Origin of the sequence: Streptomyces sp. NPDC058469, assembly GCF_042721125.1 — a bacterium.
In the GTDB taxonomy this organism is placed as follows: domain Bacteria; phylum Actinomycetota; class Actinomycetes; order Streptomycetales; family Streptomycetaceae; genus Streptomyces.
In genome coordinates, this window is the sequence record NZ_JBHXME010000196.1 from 1 (window position 1) to 18,347 (window position 18,347).

Sequence of the window (18,347 nt, forward strand, 5' to 3'; positions counted from 1 at the left end):
CCGGTGAGCAGTACCGCGGCCGCGGTCGGCGCGAAGATCCGGCTGCGCCGTCAGCAGCGCGGGATGAGCGCCGCGGAGATGGCCCGGCGCGCCGGGCTGAGCAAGGCCACCCTGTCGCAGCTGGAGGCCGGGAACGGCAATCCTACGATCGACACCCTGGACGCGATCGCGATCGCCCTGCGCATCCCGATCGCCGACCTGCTGGCGCGTGACGCCGACACCGGGCCGGTCTTCCGGCCGGGTACGGACACCGAACCCGGCGAGGTCTCACGGGAGTTGCTACGCCGGATCAGCAGCGGCAACAGCCTGGAGATCTGGCGGCTGCGCATCCCGCCGGAGACCGAGTTGGCCGGCGTGCCGCACGCCACCGGCACGATCGAGCACCTGCTCATCGCCACCGGGCACGTCACCGCAGGCCCCGTCGACGCCCCGCGGGACCTGGGCCCCGGCGACATGCTCGCCTTCGCCGGAGACGCCCCGCACTTCTACCGGACCGGCGCCGAGGAGGTCGACATCACCGTCGTCTTCGCCTCTCCCATCAGCACCTGAGACATTCCCAGAACCCAGGAAGACCCCCTCATGAGTACTGCCATCGCGACCACGCCCTCCAGTCGCGCCTTCATCAGCGACAACATGGCCGGAGCGTCCCCGCAGATAGCCCGCGCCGTCGCCGACGCGGCCGCCGGACAGGTTCTGCCGTACGGCAACGACCCCTTCACCGACAGCGCCCGCCGCAGGCTCGGCGAGATCTTCGAGCGGGACGTCGATGTCTTCCCCGTCTCCACCGGGTCCGCGGCCAACGGCCTGAGCCTGGCCGCTCTCACCCCGCCCTGGGGCAGTGTGCTCTCCCACCCGGACAGCCACATCAACACCGATGAATGCGGCGCGCCGGAGTTCTTCACCAACGGGGCCAAGCTCGTCGGTGTGCAGGGCGCCGACAGCAAGATCGACCCCGACGTGCTCCGGGCGGCGGTGCGTCGCCGGGCCGGTGACGTGCACAGTGTGCAGCCGTCCGCGGTGAGCATCAGCCAGGCCACCGAGAGCGGCGGCGTCTACACCCTGGAGGAGATCCGCCAGGTCTCCGCCATGGCCAAGGACGCGGGGCTGCGGGTCCACATGGACGGGGCGCGCTTCGCCAACGCCCTGGTCCATCTCGGCGCCACCCCGGCCGAGATGACCTGGAAGGCCGGCGTCGACGTGCTGTCCTTCGGCGCCACCAAGAACGGCGCGATGACCGCCGACGCCATCATCTCCTTCGACCCCGCCCTCGCCAGCGAACTCGCCTTCCGTGCCAAGCGCGCCGGGCAACTCGCCTCCAAGATGCGATTCAACACGGCCCAGATCGACGCCTACCTCACCGACGACCTCTGGCTGCGCAACGCCCGCCAGGCCAACGCGATGGCCACCCGGCTCGGCGACGGCCTCAAGTCCATCGCCGGGGCAGGTCTGTTGGCCACCCCGCAGGCCAACATCCTCTTCTGCCGGCTGCCCCAGCAGGTCACTGAAGGGCTCCTCACGGAGGGTTACGCCTTCTATCACGACCGCTGGGAGCCGGGCATAGTCCGCTTCGTCACCGCCTTCTCCCACAGTGCCGAGGACATCGACCAACTCCTCGACGCGGTCCGCCGTCACACCCGTTGACAGGTGTTCCTGCGGACCGCGCAGAACCTGCGGTCAGTGAGGCGCCGGGGAAGAAGGCGTGAGGGAGACGGGGCGGGGCGTCACCGTGTGCCGGTGTCAGGTGGCGACGAGTGGCTTGATCAGCGGAGCGAGCGTCGGGCGGGTGGCGTGGAGGTTCCTGGTGACCTCGGTCAGGTCGGCGATGAACATGCCCGCGAGCTCGGCGGTGAACCCGGTGCGCACCACCAGGCGCAGGACGGAGACGTCCTGGCAGGGTGCGGGGAAGCTGTAGGCGGGCAGGTGCCAGCCGCGGGCGCGCATGGCGTGGGAGACGTCGAACACCGTGAAGCCCTGCGTGCCGGGCGTCAACCGGAAGGCGAACGCCGGGAGTTCGGAGCCGTCCGTGATCAACTCGTAGGGCGCGATGGTCCGGATGCGCGCGGCGAGTGCACGAGCCGTGGTGCGGCTCTGGGACGCCAGATTGCGCAGCCCTTCGAAGCCGTAGCGGAGGAAGCTGTAGTACTGCGCGACGACATGCGCGCCCGGGCGGGAGAAGTTGAGCGTGAAGCTGGGGGAGCTGCCGCCGAGGTAGTCGACCTCGAACACCAGGTCGTCGGGGAGGACTTCGGCGTTGCGCCACAGGGCCCAGCCAAGGCCGGGGAAGACGTGACCGTATTTGTGCCCCGAGGTGTTGATGGAGGCAACGCGTTCGAGCTGGAAGTCCCACATGAGGCCCGGGTCTAGGAACGGGGCCACCATCGCGCCGGACGCGCCGTCGACGTGCACGGGGATGTCGGTGCCGGTGGCGGCCTGGTAGCCGTCCAGGGCCATGCAGACGTCCGCGACGGGCTCGTAGGAGCCGTCGAACGTGGAGCCGAGGATCGTCACGACGCCGATGGTGTTGTCGTCGCAGTAGGCGGTGAGGGTGTCGGCCGTGAGGTGGTAGCGGCCCGGTTCCATCGGGACGTAACGCGGCTCCACCTCGAAGTAGTTGGCGAACTTCTTCCAGCACACCTGGACGTTCGCGCCCATCACGATGTTCGGGCGCGCGGTGTCCTTGCCCTGGGCGCGGCGGCGCTCCTGCCAGCGGCGCTTGAGCGCGAGCCCGCCGAGCATGGCGGCCTCGCTGGAGCCGGTGGTCGAGCAGCCGCGGACCTGCTCCGCGTGCGGCGCGTGCCAGAGCCGGGCGAGCATCCGTACGCAGCGCTCTTCCATCGCCGTGATCTGCGGGTACTCGGCGCGGTCGGCGAGGTTCTTCTCGGCGGTCTCCGCCATCAACTCCCTTGCCTGCGGCTCCATCCAGGTCGTCACGAAGGTGGCGAGATTGAGGCGCGCGTTGCCGTCGAGCATCAACTCGTCGCGTACGCGGCGGCAGACCAGGTCGGGAGATGACGACGACTCGGGCAGCTCGTCGACGGGCTGGAGGAGGTCGACGGCCGGCGGGAGGCCGCCGCCGCGGGAAACGGTCAGGGTGTCGAACTCGGCTTCGGGCATGACGTCGGTATGCGGGATGGGCATGAGTGTCTGGATGCCTTTCTGGTCCGTGCGGCCCCGTGCACTCCGACGCTAGATCGCCAAGCGGTGCGGCGTATGTGCCGATTACACCGATCCAGTGATCGATTTGCGGACTGATGAACTGGATTTTCCCTTGTACATACTGGGCATTACTTTCCATAGGGCAGGACTTGCTCGCCTGCCTCAGCATTCTCGGCGTGACAGACACGGAACCCACCGAAGAAGAGACACCGGACGGCCTGTTGGGCTGGTGCCTGGTGGCCAACGTGGCGCGGGAGACCGCGCACGGCGAGAGCGGCCTCGACATCCAGCACGGCACGAAGCACTTCCGCGCAGGTGCCCTGCTGTGGCTCCCGCCCGTCCGCTGGGACCCCGGCCGGCGTCGCTGGCCCGCGGTGGGTCGGCATCGAGGCAACGGCCGCCGGTACGTCAGCATGATCGTACGCGCGGACGACCTGGAGAACTTCCGGGTCAAGGGCGTCTACAGCGAAGCTCTGGTGCGCAGCCTCAACGGTTACGAGCACGACCCGGCCGCTCCCCGGACCCTGCGGAACCCGTGGTCCCGCGAGCGGGCCCAGAGCTGGGCGGACGGCTGGAACCGCCCCCGGGAGCCTCTCTTCATCGAAGGCCACCCCTACGCCCACCCGCGGATCTCCGTTCCCAACTCCCCGCCGACAGAGATCCAGATCGACGATGAGACCCTCCACCTCGCCCGCTACGGCACGAGGGGAGCCCACTACAGCCGCAGGCCCCCTCCCGTGGAACGGACTCCCGAACCCTGAGCGGGACTTTCGAAAGTCTCTCCGTGGCCAGGCGCTTTACGTAAGCCCGCGTGTGGCAGGTACCGACCGAGCAGCGGGTCGTACGTGAAGTGCGGGAGGCGCGCCGTTTTGTCGGCGGCCGCCTTCACCAGGGGTTTGCGCGCGGGCGCGGAGCCGGCCGAGGTTTCCCTCCGGGCAGGGACAGTGCGGAGGTTTCCCTGTCCCCGTCCGCGAAGTGTCACCAAGGCCGGCGCAGCGCAGCACTCAGTACTGCTCGGTCTCCACGAAACCCGCGTCCACGTCGTCGTCGGCGCCGTAGGCGTCGGCAGCGGCGCCGAGGTTCAGTCCGGGAGGGCTGTCCTTGAGGCCGAGGCCCATGCCGGCCAGCTTTTCCTTGACCTCGTCGATGGACTTCGCACCGAAGTTGCGGATGTCCATCAGGTCGGCCTCGGAACGTGCCAGGAGTTCACCCACCGAGTGGACGCCCTCGCGCTTGAGGCAGTTGTACGACCGAACGGTGAGCTCAAGCTCCTCGATCGGCAGGGCGAGATCAGCGGCAAGGGCGGCGTCCGTCGGGGACGGGCCCATGTCGATGCCCTCGGCGTCGATGTTGAGCTCACGCGCCAGACCGAACAGCTCCACCAGGGTCTTGCCGGCGGATGCCATGGCGTCACGGGGACGCATGGCCTGCTTGGTCTCGACGTCGACGATCAGCTTGTCGAAGTCGGTGCGCTGCTCGACACGGGTCGCCTCGACCTTGTACGTGACCTTCAGCACGGGGCTGTAGATGGAGTCGACCGGGATACGGCCGATCTCCTGGCCCACCTGCTTGTTCTGCACGGCGGAGACGTAGCCGCGACCGCGCTCGACGGTCAGCTCCATCTCCAGCTTGCCCTTGCCGTTGAGCGTGGCGAGGACGAGATCGGGGTTGTGCACCTCGACACCGGCCGGGGGCGCGATGTCGGCGGCGGTGACCAGACCCGGACCCTGCTTGCGCAGGTACATCACGACAGGCTCGTCCTGCTCGCTGCTCACGACGAGCTGCTTGATGTTGAGGATCAGGTCGGTGACATCCTCCTTGACGCCCGGCACGGTGGTGAACTCGTGCAGCACACCGTCGATACGGATGGACGTGACGGCCGCACCCGGGATCGAGGAGAGGAGCGTACGACGCAGGGAGTTGCCAAGGGTGTAGCCGAAGCCCGGCTCCAGCGGCTCGATCACGAACCGGGAGCGGAACTCGTCGACGACCTCTTCGGTCAACGAGGGGCGCTGAGCGATCAGCATGCGGTGTTGCCTCCAGTGGTTTGGCGCCCGCTATGTGACGCCGTAGACACCACGAAGACTACGGGGCGGCAAGGGCGATACGGTCTTCGCAGTGCCCGAACCACCCGTCTCCCCGACCCGGCGAGGAGACTTTGGGCTATTTGCTGCCGCCCGCCGCCCCTCATTCCCCTAGGCGTTTCTGCCTTCACAACCGTTTCCGCCTTGCCCGCGTCCAGCTGCCGGGCGCAGGACAGCCGGGCTGGGATGCGAGGCCAGGGCCAGGTGATGTCGTGATCACGGAGTATATGCGGCTCCAAGGTCGCCTCGATGGCAGCGGGGTCGTGCGGAGCGGGACGGGCGGTGGCTCAGGTCGGCGATCACGTCGAGCACGCCCGCGAGGTGGCCAGCTGGGACCACATCGGCCTCGGCGGCGACTACGACGGCGTCGACCACCAGCCCGCCGGCCTCGCCGAGGTCTCCGGCTACCCGGTACTGCTGCGCGAACTCGCCGACCGGGGCTGGTCCCGGCCCGACCTCGAGGCACTGACCGGCCGCACCGTGCTGCGCGTCCTGCGTGAGGCCGAACACCGTGCGACCGAACCGCTGTGGCCGACGGCTCCGTTGCGGTGAGCGCATCGTGAGACGCGCACGCCGATGGGCCGACGCGTTCGCCCGGTGGACGCCGGGTCTGCTCGCGGTCGGCTGCTTTCTGGGGGGACTTCCGCTGCCCAATGCCTCCGAGGAGAGAACGGCGCGGACGCCGGAGCCGTACGGAGGACTGCCGTCCGGCCACCCGGAGGGTCCTGCGGCGCACATCCCGCCGACGGACGTGGGGCGCGAGCTGTGGTCGGCCCTGGAACTGACGGTCTGAGGGTCTGAGGGTCTGAGCAGGGTCCGGCGATCCGCCCGCGCCGGGGAGGGGGACTCGGCGCGGGCGGATCCCGGTGGTGGTCAGTCCTGCGCCCGTGCCGGTCCTGAGACGTCGGCCGTCTCCCCGCGCCCCTCGCCGACGGTTGCGGGCTCGGCGAACGGCGGCTCAGGGGCCGACGAGGCCGTCTCGGGTGCGGTCCGCGGCTGTCGGCGCGAGAGCCCCACGCCGAGCAGGCACAGCGCACCTCCGGCGAGCGCCAGACCGGACGGGAACTCTCCCAGCGTCGGCCAGGCCAGCAGCACGGTGAGGGCGGGCACGATGTACGTCACCGCTCCCAGGCGCCCCGCCGGCATGTGTGCCAGAGCGTACGACCACGTCCAGAAGGCCAGCGCCGTCGGAAGCAGCCCCAGATACACCACTCCCGCCCAGCTCCCGGCGGACGCGTTGCCCAGATCCGTGACGAGCTGACCCGCGAAGGGCAGGCAGGCGACGGCACCGATCGTGCTGGCGTAGGCGGTGACCTGCAATGGTGACGCGTGGGAGAGCGCGGGCTTCTGGAAGATGACGCCGACGGCGTGACCCGCCGCCGCTGCCAGGCAGAGCAGCACACCGAGGACGGCCGAATCGCCGCCCCCGCTGGAAGCGCCCGCCAGTGCCGCACCCACGAAGGCCACCGCGAGGCCGATGAGCAGGGGACGCGGGAAGCCCTCGTGCAGCAGGAACCCGGCGAGCAGCGCGACGAGGAGCGGACCGGCGCCGATGAGCAGGGCCGCCGTACCCGCGTCCGTGTGCTGCTCGCCCCAGTTCAGCGCCACCATGTACAGCCCGAACCAGAACACGCCCATGCCCGCGATCCCGGGCCACGCGGCACGCGGCGGCAGCCCCTCACGCCGAAACCCCACGACGGCGAGCAGCGCGACGGCACCGATGAGGAGACGGCCGAGCGCGAGGGGGCCGGGTCGGACACTCTCGCCGATGTGCCGGATCGCCACGAATGCCGAGGCCCACAACACCATGGTGAGTACTGCGGCGACCAACGCGCTCGGTGGTGTCTTCGCGGTGGCCGGGGACGTCTCATGCTGTGCCATCGGGCAACTCCCTGTTCGCTCCGCGCAGGACGCGGCGGAGAATCTTTCCTGTGCTGTTGCGGGGCAACGCGCCGATGAACTCGACGTCCTCGGGGACCTTGTACCAGGTGAGTTTCGCCGCGGTGGTCGACCGGATGGCGGCCGCCAACGCGGCGGGCCGGTCCACTCCGGGCTCGGCGACGACGTACGCGCGCAGGCTCGTCGTGCCATCGGCCCGGCGCACCGAGCAGACCGCGGCCTCACGTACTCCGGCGATACCGGTGATCAGGTCCTCCACCTCGATGGGATGGACGTTGGCTCCGGCGACGATCTCGATGTCGTCGACACGCCCCAGCAGCCACACCAGACCCTTGCCGTCCACGCGCGCGGAGTCCCCGGTCGCGAACCACTCGTCCGGGCCGAGCCGGTGCGGCGGCAGGCCGCCCCGCCGCACACCGGGGCCGATACCGGGGCCGGAGATCTGCAACTGCCCGACCTCGTCCGCCGGCACGACGTCGCCCGCGTCGTCGACGACGCGCACCCGGTACGGCGGAAGAATGCGGCCCAGGCTGTACGGGTGGATCTCGTCCGGGCCGTTGGCCAGCACGGCATGCCCGATCTCGCTGGTGCCGCAGATGTTGAGCAGACGCGGTCCGAGGACGCGGCGCAGCCTGTCCTCCAGAGGCCGGGGCAGTGTCTCCCCGGCCACGAGAGCGAGCCGCAGCCGGCCCAGCAGGTCGGCGGCCCCGCGGGCGAGCAGCCTGGCGTAGAAACTGGGCTGGGCGTAGAAGACGCTCACTCCGTGGCGTTCCAGGATCTGCGGGACGCTCGTCTCGTCCGCGCGCTGCGGGGACAGTACGGTCACCGCGCCGCGCTGCAGCGGGAGCAGGACCGAGTTGCCCAGCCCGTAGGCGAAGTACATCCGCGACACCGAGTAGCAGACCTCGCCCTGACGGAGCGTCAGGACGCCGCCGATCGCCCGGTCGAAGTGGAGGGCGTCGCCGTGGTCGTGGAAGCACAGGCGAGGCGCGCCCGTGGTGCCGGACGTGAACACGGCGAAGGCCGGGGCATCGGACGCGAGAGGCTCCGGAGCGCCGGCGTGGGCGGGGTCGTAGGCCTCCGTCAGTTCCCTCGGGGTCACGCTGCGGCCGCGGAACTCCTCGCGGAGCGACGCGTCGGCGACGACCAGCGAGGCCTCGGCGAGCTCCTCGCTGGAGCGCAACTCGTCGGCGTGGAAGAACGTGTTCACCGGTACGGCCACGGCGCCGACCCGCAGGACGGCCAGGAACGTCACCACGAAGGCGACGCTGTCGGGAAGCGCCAGCAGCACCCGGTCCCCGCGCCCGACACCAAGTCGTCGCAGAGCGCCCGCGGTGCGGCGCACCTGCTCGTACACCTCGCCGTAGGAATAGCGGTGCGTGCCCTGGAGATACGCGGTCCGGCCGAGCCAGCCGCTCTGCCGCGCGAGGTCCTCCAGCCGTACGGAGAGGTTGCCGTCCGCCAGGACGGTCTCGGCCGGAGCGGCGGGTATGTCCGTGAGGATGTCCGTCACCTGCACACTCCCTCGATCTCGACCAGCAGGTCGGGCCGGCAGACCGCGACGTTGAAATACGAGATGTCCGTGTCGGCGGGGAGCGTCGAATCGCAGATGTTCTGTACGACGGGAAGGTGCTCGGCGTCGCGTACGTAGACCTTGACCTGGTCGAGGTCCTTGACGTCGTACCCGGCACCGTCCAGGCCGTGGGCGCGGAGGTTGTCGCCGCCGACGAGCGCCTCGATGTTGCGCAGCGTCTCCTCGGTCTGCAGGGCAACGTTGTCGGCGTGCACCGTGTCGTCGCCCAGAATGCTGGCCGTGCCCGAGACGAAGAGGCTTCCCGTCACGGACTCCGGCGCGCCGACGTCCTTCAGGAACGTGGCCCGGGCGAAGCTCGGCGACTTCGGCCCGTACTGGGAGGGGTACTTGTAGGCGGGCGTCTGCCGGGGGTTCTCCAGGTGTACGGCCCGACCCGGCTTCGCCGCGAGGAAGCAGACGTCGACGCCCGGGCCGAGGGTGCCGATGCCCGTGGCGGCCGACAGTTGGGGGAAGCGGTCGGCGAAGGCGGCGAACGCCTCCGCCCGGCCTATGCAGAAGTCCCGGTAGATCTCCAGGCCGTCCGCGTTCGGGCTGGTGATACCGCCGATGAGGTTCCACATGCGGACCAGGTCGGTGTAGCCGCGCTCCCAGGTGAACCGCAGGGCGTTCTCGTACAGTTCACGCACCGGCCGGCGGTACACGGCTTGAGGGCCGAGGCGTACCGCGTAGAAGAGGTGCTCGCCGTCCTCGGCGAAGACGGCGTCGTCGGCGGTGCCGGTCCGTACCGGGAGAGCGGTCCGCCAGATCTCCTCGACAGGACGGACGTGCTCGTTGGTCATGTGGGTGGTCAGGAGCGGAGCGGCGTCGTCCAGGGCGGCTTCGGCAGGGGCGTCCGTGAAGCGGATCCGCCCCAGGACGTTGCCGCGTGAGGCCACGGGCCTCTCCGGCGCGGCGGCGACGGGAACCAGGTCGGACCAGAGGCCCTGTAAGCGTGCCTCGGGCTGACGGTTACTCATGAATCTCCTTGTCTCTGCCGCTGCCATCCGGGGTGTGATGGACGCGGTCAACCGGCATGCGCTGCACGGGTGTTGCGGGACGGTGAACAAAGCGCGCGAGGGTTCGGCACAAGATCTGTTCCTGTTGAAGAATCCATGGTGGACGCCCTGGCCGGGCAGCCACAGACTTGCGTCAGGCACGATTACGAGGGGGAGACGAACCGTGAGCTTCGACGGCATAACGGATCTGCCGGACGTCCCACAGGCGGGCACCGCGACAAGCGACGTGTACACGCTCGCCTTACGAAGTGAGTACGTCGACATACAACGGTGCGTACGAGATCTCGGCATCTCCGAGGCGGAGGCCGCAGCGGCCATCGACGATCTCATCCGGCTGCGGCTCCTGCATCTGGTGCACGGCTGCACCTACGCCTACGTCGCCGTCAACCCGATGTCCGCCTCCCTGCAACTGCTGGCGATGCAGGACGACGCGCTACGGCAGCGTCAGCACGAACTGGAGCGGCTGCGGCAGCAGATGCACAGCCTGCTGCCGCTGTACCGGGCCAATTTCTCGGGTGAGCCACACCATCCGCATGTGCAACGCATCGAGGACCCGAGAGCCGCACGGGGGATCCTCACCACGATCACGGTCGAGGCGAAGCGGGAGATCCTGTTCTCCCTGCCGACCCTGGATCCCTCGGAGGAACCCGCGGACCTGGACCGCGGGGCATGGCTGCGGAGCGCGGGGACGCGTTCCGATCTCCTCAGGGTGCTGTTGCCGGAGGCTGCCAGGTTCGACGTACGGGTGCGCGAGCGGGTGGAGTCGCTGATCGGGGACGGAGGGCAGGTGCGCACGGCCGTCTCCGCTCCGGCGTGGCTGCTGGTCGTCGACGCCGAGGTCGCCGTGGTCCCCGTCGTGGAAGGGCCGGGGCTCAGCGTCGTGCGCGAGCAGTCCGTGGTCGCGGCGCTGCAGCGCACCCTGACCGGCGCGTGGGGCGAGGCACGGCCCTTCGACGGCAGCTACGACCACGACAGCGCACGGTCCACCTCGGTCCTGATCGACGAGGCCATTCTGCGGATGTTGCTCAACGGCCTCGAAGACAAGGGGATCGCCCGCCGACTGGACATCTCCCTGCGCACCTGCCAACGGCGCATCGCCGATCTCATGGACGCCCTGGGAGCCAGGACGCGCCTCCAGGCCGGCTATGTGCTCGGGCAACGTGGACGCGGCGGGGAGCGGAAGGCGGCGTAGCCGGGCCGAGGGTGAGGGCTCGGTCGGCCGTGACCGTCTTCTCGTCTCCGATGACGGCCAGGGTGGCGGCTCGGGACCAGGGCCGGCGGCTCAGCCGATCTCGAGACGACCTTGCCGGTGAGGTTCCCGGTGGCGAAGGCGCGCTGTGCCTCAGCGGCCTTCGCCAGCGGGAAGACCGCGCCGCCGCGCACGGAGAGCAGACCGGCCTCCGCCAGCACGGTGACCGCCGTGAGGTCGGCGCGGTCCATGCGGGCGAAGACGTCCGTGGAACCGGGAACGCCGGGTTCGGCGATGGACACCAGCCTGCCACCGGACCGTACGGCCCCCGCCTCGCCCTGGCATGGCCCGAGGAGGCGTCCCGTCCAAGGGTAGGGACGCGTCAAAGCGAGCGGGTACGCGGGGTGAGGGCATTCCGCTGGAGTTGGAGGCGGGTCGCGCTCACCACGGTGTCGCCCTCGACGCAGATTTCGGCGGCCGGTTGGTGGCTGAGGAAACCGAGCAGGGCGGCTGTCAGGCCGTAGGCGCCGACGTTGGGGACGGTGAGCAAGTCGCCTGGGCTCGGCAGGGGGAGCGGCAGGGCCTCGTGCCAGGTGTCCAGGGGTGAGCACAGGGGGCCGTGACTGTCGAGCAGTGCGGTCAGCCGGGGGCGTAGGCCGGACGTTCGACGGTACGGCCGCGCGGGCGCACGGCGATCCGAAGCCACCGACCAGGTTGATGCGCTCCAGGGGCAGGCCGAGAACTCCCTTCGGACCGCTGCCCGCTGTGTGCGACTGCCCGTCAGGACCTCGTCCTTTCCGAGGCCCTCGGCGCCGAGGGCTGCGCCCGCCCTCCGTACGGGGCCGAGTTCCGGTACGAGTTCCGGCATGGTCATGAGCAGGCGTGCACCGGCCTGAGGGGACTTCGTGGTCGGCCTTCCCGGGTGCGTCTGAGAGCCGTCACTTGGCCTCCCTGGCCAGGGCTCAACTCCCGTACGAGCTGGTCGACTTCGTCGTGGGTGTTGTAGAAGGCGAAGGAGGGGGCGTACGGCGGCGGTGAGGCCGTAACGCCGTAGGACGGGCTGGGCGCAGTGGTGGCCGGCGCGGACCGCGATGCCGGCGGCGTCCAGCGTCCTGGCGATCTGGGCGGGGTCGGCGCCGTCGACGGTGAAGGTTGTCACGCCGACGCCGTTCGGGGGGCCGAGCAGGCGTAGGCCGGGCACGTCGTCGGTGAGTCGTCGCCGGGCGTACGCGACGAGTGCCGTCTCGTGGGCGTGGGCCGCGTCGAGGCCGATGGATTCGAGGTAGTCGACGGCGGCGCCGAGCCCGATCGCGCCGGCGATGTGGCCGGTGCCCGCCTCGAACTTCTGCGGGGGCGGGGCGTATTGGGTGTGCTCGAAGCTGACGGAGGTGATCATCGAACCGCCGCCCTGCCAGGGTGGCATCTCCTCCAGGAGTTCCGAACGGCCGTACAGGACACCGATTCCGGTCGGGCCGAAGAGTTTGTGGCCGGACAGGACGTAGAAGTCGGCGCCCAACTCGCCCACGTCGACGCGTAGATGGGGGACTGCCTGGGCGCCGTCGACGAGGACGACCGCGCCGTGGGCGTGTGCGGCGTCGGCCATCGCGCGGACCGGGAGGACGGTGCCGAGCACGTTGGAGACGTGGGCGAGGGCGACGATCCGGGTGCGGGGTCCCCTGAGCGAGGGCGTCGGCCGTATGAGTTTCGGCTCGGGCGCGGCTTCCCCGGATCTGCGCTATCCCCTCAGCCCGATCCCGCCCAAGCGACAGACGTCCCCGGAGGAGCTGATCGCCGCTGCTCAGGGAGCCTGCTTCACGATGATGCTGTCCCACGTCCTCACGGAGGCCGGTACCCCACCGAGCAGCGTGACCACGGAATGCGACGCGACCCTGAGCGTCGGCACCGGATTCACGCTCATCAACATCAGGGTCCAGGCCGCCGTGCCGGGAATCACCGAGGAGGAACTGCGCCGGGCCGCCGCGACCGCGGAGCAACGCTGTCCCGTCAGCAAGGCGTTGAGCGCGATTCCGTCGAATGTGGAGACGGTGTTGGTCTGATCGCGGGCGCGTCTGTGAGGCACTGTTGGGGCGGCGAGGGGTGTCCTGGTCCTCGGTGCGCCGGTTCAGCGGGCCATGCTGCGGTCCATCTCCCGGGCCCGGGTGTCCAGCGTGGTGACGACGGCGGCTGACGTGGTCCGGGGTGTGCCGGGGTCCTGTATGCCGAGGTGGATGCCACCGTCCATGAGGCCGGATTCCGGTTCGGGGATCTCCACCTCGATTCCGGCACGCCGCGCGAGTGCGACGGCCGTCGCCGCGAACCCCTCGGAGAGCGCGCGGATCACGGAGTGCCCTGTCCGGAAGTGCCAGGCGACCAGGGCGCGTACGAACTCCGCGTAGGCGGCCGGATCGACCTCAAGCGTGTCCGGGTCGCCCCAATACTTGCCTTGGCCGATTCCTGAGGGCAGGTTCAGCTCCGCCTCGAAGACCTCAAGCTGCCGTAGGAAGAGGCGCCCGGCAGCGCTCGACGGGTTCCAGAGCGTCTCGTCACCGGCGTTGAAGTACATGCTCATTGTCGATCCCCCTGCTCAAGAGCCCCGGAAAAGGGTAGAAGATCGGGTCGATGGTGGGCACTCATTGGCGTGCGCGATGTGCGGGTGGTCTTGATCGGCGGGACGTCCGACGTCGGGAAGTCGACCGTGGCCCAAGTGGTGGCGGAGTGGCTCGGGTTCGAGTGCGCGCCAACTGTCCGTGCTTCGGACGATCGCCGGGGCGCTGCACCGACCCGGCTGCGGCTGGTGGACGTACTCTCGCTGCTCGGGCGCTTGGATGAAACACGCGTTCTGGAAAGGGAGTTGAGGGTGCCCGGCCGGAGACTGTCTGCGGTCGCGGTGTCGCATTCGGGGATGAACCTGGTGCCTGGCGCTAGGTGCCTTTTGCGATGGCCGCCCGTCCCTCAAGCGAACAGGCGTCCATCGCGGGCCGACAACGGGTGAGGAAGCGCTGGTCTGTTGAACCGGGTGAACGTCAAGCCGCGACCGTGAGGGGGAGTTACCCCTTCGTCGCGAACGACAGTGTGCCGGAGGCGGTCGTATCGCCGCTCTGGGTGACCTGGAAGGCCCAGCCGTCCTCCGCGGGCCCGCATTCGACGTGGACGGGTGCGTTCCACTCGGTGAAGCGCAGGGCCTGCATGTGGCAGCCGTTCAGTCGGCCGGGGGAGGCGCCTGCCAGGCACGCCGCTTGTCGGGCGGCCTCCAGCAGGACCATGCCGGGTACGTGGTCGCTTGGGTGGTCGAAGAATCGTGGGTGGCGTAGGTCGGCGGGTGCCACCAGCAAGGTTCCGGAGGGGTCGCGGACGAGCATCACGTCGCCGGGGGAGAGGACCGACACCTCGGTGGGTGAGGGGCGTCGGTGCACGGCGTCCGGAACGGGGCCGGCGGCGGCATTCGGACCGCGGAACGTCTCGTACTCCTCCTCGGACAGGACGCGGACGCGTCCGAATGCCGAGCCGAACTCCCGCCCGGCGGCGGAGAATTGGATCCGTACGCTCAGCGCGGCCGGCCACGGCACGTCGTCGACGTGGCGCACGTCGAACACCTCCGCCCGGCACAGGACGTCGGTGGCGCCGTAACCGACCACCGGTTCCGTGCTGTTGTCGAGCTGGAATCCGACACTTCTGATGATGGGCTTGCTCGTGCTCGGGGCGCCGAGGAAGCGCTGGCAGATGTACAGGCCGACCTGGCGGATGGTCTCGGCGGCCAGCATCGGATCGTGCCGCTCGTCGGAACCGGTACCGGACGTAGTGACCGTGGTGGACGTGGCATACGAGCGTGGCCACTGCGCGGCGAGGAGGAAACGACCGTCGGGCAGCGCGCGGGCGTCGGTGAGCAGGACTTCGGCGACCGCGTTCCGGTGCACGAGAGTCCGGGACACGCAGCTGTCCCAGCTCAGCGTCAGCTGTTCCGGACCGGCTTCGGGTGGTGCGAGAGAGTGTGATTCAGTCATTAAATAATAGAAGCTATGGTTCTCTGGCATACGCGCGGGAACCAGCGCCCTGTCGGCTAGATTCACCGGAAAAGACGATCCGGCACGCAGGACAGGGGCGACCGAGAATATGCAGGAACGTGCGGAGGCCACTAGACGGGCTGTTCTGGCGACGGCCGCGGTGCTGTTCGAACAGCACGGGTACGTCGGTACGAGCATCAGCGACGTGGCGCGTACGAGCGGGTTCACCAGCGGGGCGATCTATTTCCATTTCGGCAGCAAGGAAGGGCTGGCCCGGGGTGTTCTGGAAGCCCACTTCGCCGAATGGCCGCGCTATGTGGAGCATTGGGAATCCCAGGAGGGCCCCGTTCTTGACCGGTTGGTGGGCCTGAGCCTCGCCGTCGCGCGGGAATTCCGCGACAACGTGATCGTCCGCGCCGGGAACAGACTCTGGAGCGAGCGCAGAACCATCCCTGTTTCCCTGCCCCGGCCCTTCGTGGGGTGGATCGACGCGACCACCCGCATGCTGACCGCCGCCGCGGAAGCCGGGGAACTCGCCCCCGGCGTCGATGTCGAGCGCGCCGCGCGGGTCCTCGTCTCCAGCTTCTTCGGCGTGCACACCGTCTCCGACGCACTGGACGACCGCCGCAACATCGAGGAGGCGGTGAGCGACCTGTGGATGATGCTGCTGCCGGGGTTGCAGGCGGTGCCGGTGGATCCGGCGAAGTGTCTGGAGGGGGCGAGGGAATTGCTGGCGGCTACTCGGGGGTGGCCTGAGTCGAGTGTGAAATGAACGCGTGCGCTTTCTGAATTGGATTTGCCTGGCTGAGGTGATGGGGATTTTGACGGGTGCAATTCGGAAAACGCCCGTTATGGTTATTCGGAATCTTACTGTGGGTCTTCCGGGAGGGCCATCTCCGGGATCTGGCACGGCGGTTGACGGTAAACGGACCGCCTCACCGAGCAGTTGGCCCGGGCCGGTGGGTGTGGTTCCGGCGTCCCGGATCTGAGACCGTGTTCGAGATCTGCCGTACCCCGTTGCTGGAGTGTTCGTTGAGCATGCTGTGAGCGGTGCTGGGGGTGGGTATCCGTCGGACCTGGCGGATGAGCGGTGGGCGTTGGTGGAGCCGTTGCTCCCGCGGGCGCGGTGGGTCCGAAGGGTGGCCGGCGGGAGAAGCATCCGCGGCGGCGGATCGTCGACGCGATCTTCTACGTGGTGCGGACCGGGTGCGCCTGGCGGCAGCTGCCGAAGGACTTCGCTCCGTGGCCGACGGCGTATTGGTACTTCACGTGGTGGCACGACGAATGCACCGTTGAGCGCATCCATGACGCCTTACGAGGCAAGGTCCGTAAATCTGACGGTCGCGACGCGGAGCCCAGCGCGGGTTTGATCGACTCGCAGTCCGTCCGCACCGCCGATACCGTCCCAGCTGCAACCAGGGGCTTCGACGCGGCTAAGAAGGTGAAGGGCCGCAAGAGATTCATCGTCACCGACACCCTCGGCCTGCTCTTGGCCGTCCACGTCGTCGCGGCGAGCATCCAGGACCGCGACGGCGCGAAGCGGCCGTTACTGTGGACCAGGCTCGACCACCCCGGGGTCCGGAAGGTCTGGGCAGACCAGGGCTTCGCCGGCCGTCTGGTCGACTGGACCGCCCAGATCCTCGGCCGTGAGCTGGAGTTCGTCCGCAAGGATCCTGACCAGCGCGGCTTCCAGGTCCAGCCCGAGCGGTGGGCGGTGGAGCGCACCTTCTCATGGCTTACCGCCCACCGGCGCCTCGCCAGGGACTATGAGACCAGCCCCGCCCACTCGGAGACGATGATCCGCTGGGCGATGATCGGCATCATGGTCCGCCGCCTCACCCGTGGTCGACCGGCAACCCGACCAGGCCCACGATCACTCTCTCGCACCGAGGCCTGTGACCGCTGTGCAGCCGAGAGCTCTCCGCTCACCTCATGAATGCAATCACCAGCGAGTCCGACTCTGGCGCGATGCAGTCGTATGTCGGAGAGTCGACGTGGCAATGATCGTTTGCATCTGCCTCGGAGGCGAAGTCTTCGATGTCCCCGGCCGGGAGTACGTCGTCCGTGCCGATCGACGGAGCCTTCCGCACCTCCGCCCTGGCGTACCGGACCTTGAGGTAGCCCGGACCGACGATCGCGTCGTCGAGGGGGACGAAGACCAGCCGGCGCCGGGTGGGCAGCCCCGTCCTGACGGTGGCCATGGACGGCTCATCGGTGGCGGTGTCCACGTACACGGCTTCCAGTACGCCTATCCGCTGCCCGCCGTCATCAACGACATCGTGATTACGCCACTCTCGGACGTCCGCTGCCTGGATCATGACCGGTCTCCTCAACTCCCTGCTTCCTGCGCCGTGTGATGGTCGGTGAACGCCGCTCAGCGACGACGGCTGCGGCCCCTGCCGGACCAACCGGTCCCGACACCGGCCACATGCAGGGCGAGCAGCGTGAGGCCGAGGTCCAGCAGGCTCGTCGAACTGAAGATCACGTCGGTCGACGTGACGGTGGCGTGGATGATGAAGGCGATGCCCAAGAGCACAGCCGCCGCGAAAGCCAGCATCAGTTTTGTCCCATCGGTCGTGGGCGGCCCATGCCCGATCGCGATGGCTACGCCGTTGCCGGGCGCCTCCCTGTCGGCAACCGACTATTCGTACGGAGGCCCGGGGCCGGCTGCCCGGCCGGTTTCAGACAGGCCCTTGTCAACAACCTGACAGGACCCTCATATTGTTCGGCCACAGTGGCCGCCATGACGAACCCCTCTCATCGCAGCTGGCCGGTTCCCGGCCGCTCCGCGCGGGCAGCCCTGTTCACCGCCATCGGCGCAACGGGCCTTGTCGTCCTCACCGCGTGCGGTGGCGGCGGCTCAGGCAGCGGGAGTGACGGAAGCAGTGCCGGCGAGAGCGATGTCGCCTCGATCGCGAGCCCGGGCAAGGCAGTTGGGACACCGACGCGGACAACGGACCCCGACGCCGGCCGCCCCGTTATCCGGCTGGACAGCTCCGCCGAGGAGACCAACCGGATGTGGGACAGCTGGTACGCCTGCCTGAGGGCGAAGGGCGGGCCGCTGAAGGGTGCGCCGACCACCCCGGCCGAGAAGGCCGGAGCGAAGGCCTGCGCGTCGAAGCAGCCGATTACACCGCCGGAGCTGGACCCGGCCAAGAATCCGGACTACTCCGACGACCTGCGGGTCTGGGTGAAGTGCCTGAAAGCCCACGGCGTCAGGGTCACCATGGTCGGCGACTCCGATTACTCCTTCGACCCGAGCCAGCCGAATCCTCCGCACTTCAACGAGATCGAAAACGCCTGCCAGGTGAAAGCCTTCCAGAAGTAGGCGGATACGCAAGGGCGTTGGGCGGGGCCAACGCCCCACCCCCCACCGACAATTAGTGCCATGCCGGCTGTTATAAAAAAAAACAAACCCACCACAACCCC

At 69.1% G+C, this 18,347-nt stretch carries 20 protein-coding genes and 1 pseudogene; 10 read left to right on the forward strand and 11 right to left on the reverse strand.

Going from position 1 to position 18,347, the window contains the following annotated elements:
* Both ACFWP5_RS45980 and ACFWP5_RS45985 read left to right on the forward strand, forming a co-directional pair.
* The coding region (locus tag ACFWP5_RS45980) for a helix-turn-helix domain-containing protein (RefSeq protein WP_384171183.1) at window positions 1-549 on the forward strand (549 nt) is incomplete at its 5' end.
* Window positions 550-579: 30 nt separating this feature from the next.
* Window positions 580-1,641 carry a threonine aldolase family protein gene (locus ACFWP5_RS45985; RefSeq protein ID WP_384171186.1) on the forward strand — a complete coding sequence of 354 codons (1,062 nt, stop codon included), beginning with the start codon at window positions 580-582 and terminating at the stop codon, window positions 1,639-1,641.
* Between the two features lie 96 nt (window positions 1,642-1,737).
* Here the strand turns inward: ACFWP5_RS45985 and ACFWP5_RS45990 are convergent, their stop codons facing one another.
* Complete coding sequence (locus ACFWP5_RS45990) at window positions 1,738-3,138, reverse strand: glutamate decarboxylase (RefSeq protein WP_384171189.1); 1,401 nt, start codon at window positions 3,136-3,138, stop codon at window positions 1,738-1,740.
* Window positions 3,139-3,332: 194 nt separating this feature from the next.
* On the opposite strand from ACFWP5_RS45990, the gene ACFWP5_RS45995 reads away from it, so the two are divergent.
* Entirely contained in the window at window positions 3,333-3,917 is a 585-nt protein-coding gene (locus tag ACFWP5_RS45995) for a hypothetical protein (protein ID WP_384171192.1), read from the forward strand.
* A gap of 243 nt (window positions 3,918-4,160) precedes the next feature.
* Here the strand turns inward: ACFWP5_RS45995 and ACFWP5_RS46000 are convergent, their stop codons facing one another.
* On the reverse strand, window positions 4,161-5,183 hold the full coding sequence (locus tag ACFWP5_RS46000) for a DNA-directed RNA polymerase subunit alpha (protein ID WP_384171195.1): 1,023 nt from the start codon (window positions 5,181-5,183) through the stop codon (window positions 4,161-4,163).
* 306 nt (window positions 5,184-5,489) lie between these two features.
* On the opposite strand from ACFWP5_RS46000, the gene ACFWP5_RS46005 reads away from it, so the two are divergent.
* Together ACFWP5_RS46005 and ACFWP5_RS46010 are read left to right on the forward strand one after the other, a co-directional pair.
* A complete protein-coding gene (locus tag ACFWP5_RS46005; RefSeq protein WP_384171198.1) occupies window positions 5,490-5,792 on the forward strand; it encodes a membrane dipeptidase in 303 nt (100 codons plus the stop codon).
* Between the two features lie 7 nt (window positions 5,793-5,799).
* Entirely contained in the window at window positions 5,800-6,033 is a 234-nt protein-coding gene (locus ACFWP5_RS46010; protein ID WP_384171201.1) for a hypothetical protein, read from the forward strand.
* Between the two features lie 80 nt (window positions 6,034-6,113).
* Here ACFWP5_RS46010 and ACFWP5_RS46015 read toward each other — a convergent pair whose 3' ends face one another.
* From ACFWP5_RS46015 to ACFWP5_RS46025, 3 genes are read right to left on the reverse strand one after another with little or no spacing between them, the layout of a single operon-like run.
* Window positions 6,114-7,121: a DMT family transporter gene (locus ACFWP5_RS46015; protein ID WP_384171203.1), complete on the reverse strand. Its 1,008-nt coding sequence runs from the start codon at window positions 7,119-7,121 to the stop codon at window positions 6,114-6,116.
* Window positions 7,108-8,652: a class I adenylate-forming enzyme family protein gene (locus ACFWP5_RS46020; protein ID WP_384171206.1), complete on the reverse strand. Its 1,545-nt coding sequence runs from the start codon at window positions 8,650-8,652 to the stop codon at window positions 7,108-7,110. Before ACFWP5_RS46020 ends, ACFWP5_RS46015 begins: the two co-directional genes overlap by 14 nt.
* Window positions 8,649-9,689: an FkbO/Hyg5 family chorismatase gene (locus tag ACFWP5_RS46025; protein ID WP_384171209.1), complete on the reverse strand. Its 1,041-nt coding sequence runs from the start codon at window positions 9,687-9,689 to the stop codon at window positions 8,649-8,651. Before ACFWP5_RS46025 ends, ACFWP5_RS46020 begins: the two co-directional genes overlap by 4 nt.
* 202 nt (window positions 9,690-9,891) lie before the next feature.
* On the opposite strand from ACFWP5_RS46025, the gene ACFWP5_RS46030 reads away from it, so the two are divergent.
* Entirely contained in the window at window positions 9,892-10,920 is a 1,029-nt protein-coding gene (locus tag ACFWP5_RS46030) for a LuxR family transcriptional regulator (RefSeq protein ID WP_384171211.1), read from the forward strand.
* On the opposite strand, the gene ACFWP5_RS46035 is transcribed toward ACFWP5_RS46030, so the two are convergent.
* Both ACFWP5_RS46035 and ACFWP5_RS46040 read right to left on the reverse strand, forming a co-directional pair.
* Window positions 10,872-11,219: a zinc-binding dehydrogenase gene (locus tag ACFWP5_RS46035; RefSeq protein ID WP_384171214.1), complete on the reverse strand. Its 348-nt coding sequence runs from the start codon at window positions 11,217-11,219 to the stop codon at window positions 10,872-10,874. The two genes, ACFWP5_RS46030 and ACFWP5_RS46035, sit on opposite strands and share 49 nt — an antisense overlap.
* An 80-nt stretch (window positions 11,220-11,299) precedes the next feature.
* Window positions 11,300-12,550 carry an aminotransferase class V-fold PLP-dependent enzyme gene (locus ACFWP5_RS46040; protein WP_384171217.1) on the reverse strand — a complete coding sequence of 417 codons (1,251 nt, stop codon included), beginning with the start codon at window positions 12,548-12,550 and terminating at the stop codon, window positions 11,300-11,302.
* Between ACFWP5_RS46040 and ACFWP5_RS46045 the strand changes: the two genes are divergently transcribed.
* Window positions 12,540-12,974, forward strand: coding sequence for an OsmC family peroxiredoxin (locus tag ACFWP5_RS46045; RefSeq protein WP_384171220.1), 435 nt, complete (start codon window positions 12,540-12,542; stop codon window positions 12,972-12,974). The two genes, ACFWP5_RS46040 and ACFWP5_RS46045, sit on opposite strands and share 11 nt — an antisense overlap.
* 65 nt (window positions 12,975-13,039) lie before the next feature.
* Here ACFWP5_RS46045 and ACFWP5_RS46050 read toward each other — a convergent pair whose 3' ends face one another.
* Both ACFWP5_RS46050 and ACFWP5_RS46055 read right to left on the reverse strand, forming a co-directional pair.
* Window positions 13,040-13,486 carry a DUF6086 family protein gene (locus tag ACFWP5_RS46050; RefSeq protein WP_384171223.1) on the reverse strand — a complete coding sequence of 149 codons (447 nt, stop codon included), beginning with the start codon at window positions 13,484-13,486 and terminating at the stop codon, window positions 13,040-13,042.
* A 478-nt stretch (window positions 13,487-13,964) separates the two neighbouring features.
* Window positions 13,965-14,846 carry a ScbA/BarX family gamma-butyrolactone biosynthesis protein gene (locus ACFWP5_RS46055; protein ID WP_384171226.1) on the reverse strand — a complete coding sequence of 294 codons (882 nt, stop codon included), beginning with the start codon at window positions 14,844-14,846 and terminating at the stop codon, window positions 13,965-13,967.
* Between the two features lie 181 nt (window positions 14,847-15,027).
* On the opposite strand from ACFWP5_RS46055, the gene ACFWP5_RS46060 reads away from it, so the two are divergent.
* Together ACFWP5_RS46060 and ACFWP5_RS46065 are read left to right on the forward strand one after the other, a co-directional pair.
* Window positions 15,028-15,690, forward strand: a complete 663-nt coding sequence (locus tag ACFWP5_RS46060) for a ScbR family autoregulator-binding transcription factor (RefSeq protein WP_384171229.1) — start codon at window positions 15,028-15,030, stop codon at window positions 15,688-15,690.
* Window positions 15,691-15,961: 271 nt separating this feature from the next.
* Window positions 15,962-16,779: pseudogene (locus ACFWP5_RS46065) on the forward strand (IS5 family transposase); the annotation flags it as partial.
* 64 nt (window positions 16,780-16,843) lie between these two features.
* Here the strand turns inward: ACFWP5_RS46065 and ACFWP5_RS46070 are convergent.
* Together ACFWP5_RS46070 and ACFWP5_RS46075 are read right to left on the reverse strand one after the other, a co-directional pair.
* Window positions 16,844-17,236 (reverse strand): PRC-barrel domain-containing protein, encoded by a 393-nt coding sequence (locus ACFWP5_RS46070; RefSeq protein ID WP_384171232.1) that lies wholly within the window; start codon window positions 17,234-17,236, stop codon window positions 16,844-16,846.
* A 56-nt stretch (window positions 17,237-17,292) separates the two neighbouring features.
* The gene (locus ACFWP5_RS46075) at window positions 17,293-17,475 is read right to left on the reverse strand and encodes a hypothetical protein (RefSeq protein ID WP_384171235.1); all 183 of its coding nucleotides are present in this window, start codon (window positions 17,473-17,475) and stop codon (window positions 17,293-17,295) included.
* A gap of 186 nt (window positions 17,476-17,661) precedes the next feature.
* On the opposite strand from ACFWP5_RS46075, the gene ACFWP5_RS46080 reads away from it, so the two are divergent.
* Window positions 17,662-18,246 (forward strand): hypothetical protein, encoded by a 585-nt coding sequence (locus ACFWP5_RS46080; RefSeq protein ID WP_384171238.1) that lies wholly within the window; start codon window positions 17,662-17,664, stop codon window positions 18,244-18,246.
* Window positions 18,247-18,347 lie beyond the last annotated feature (101 nt).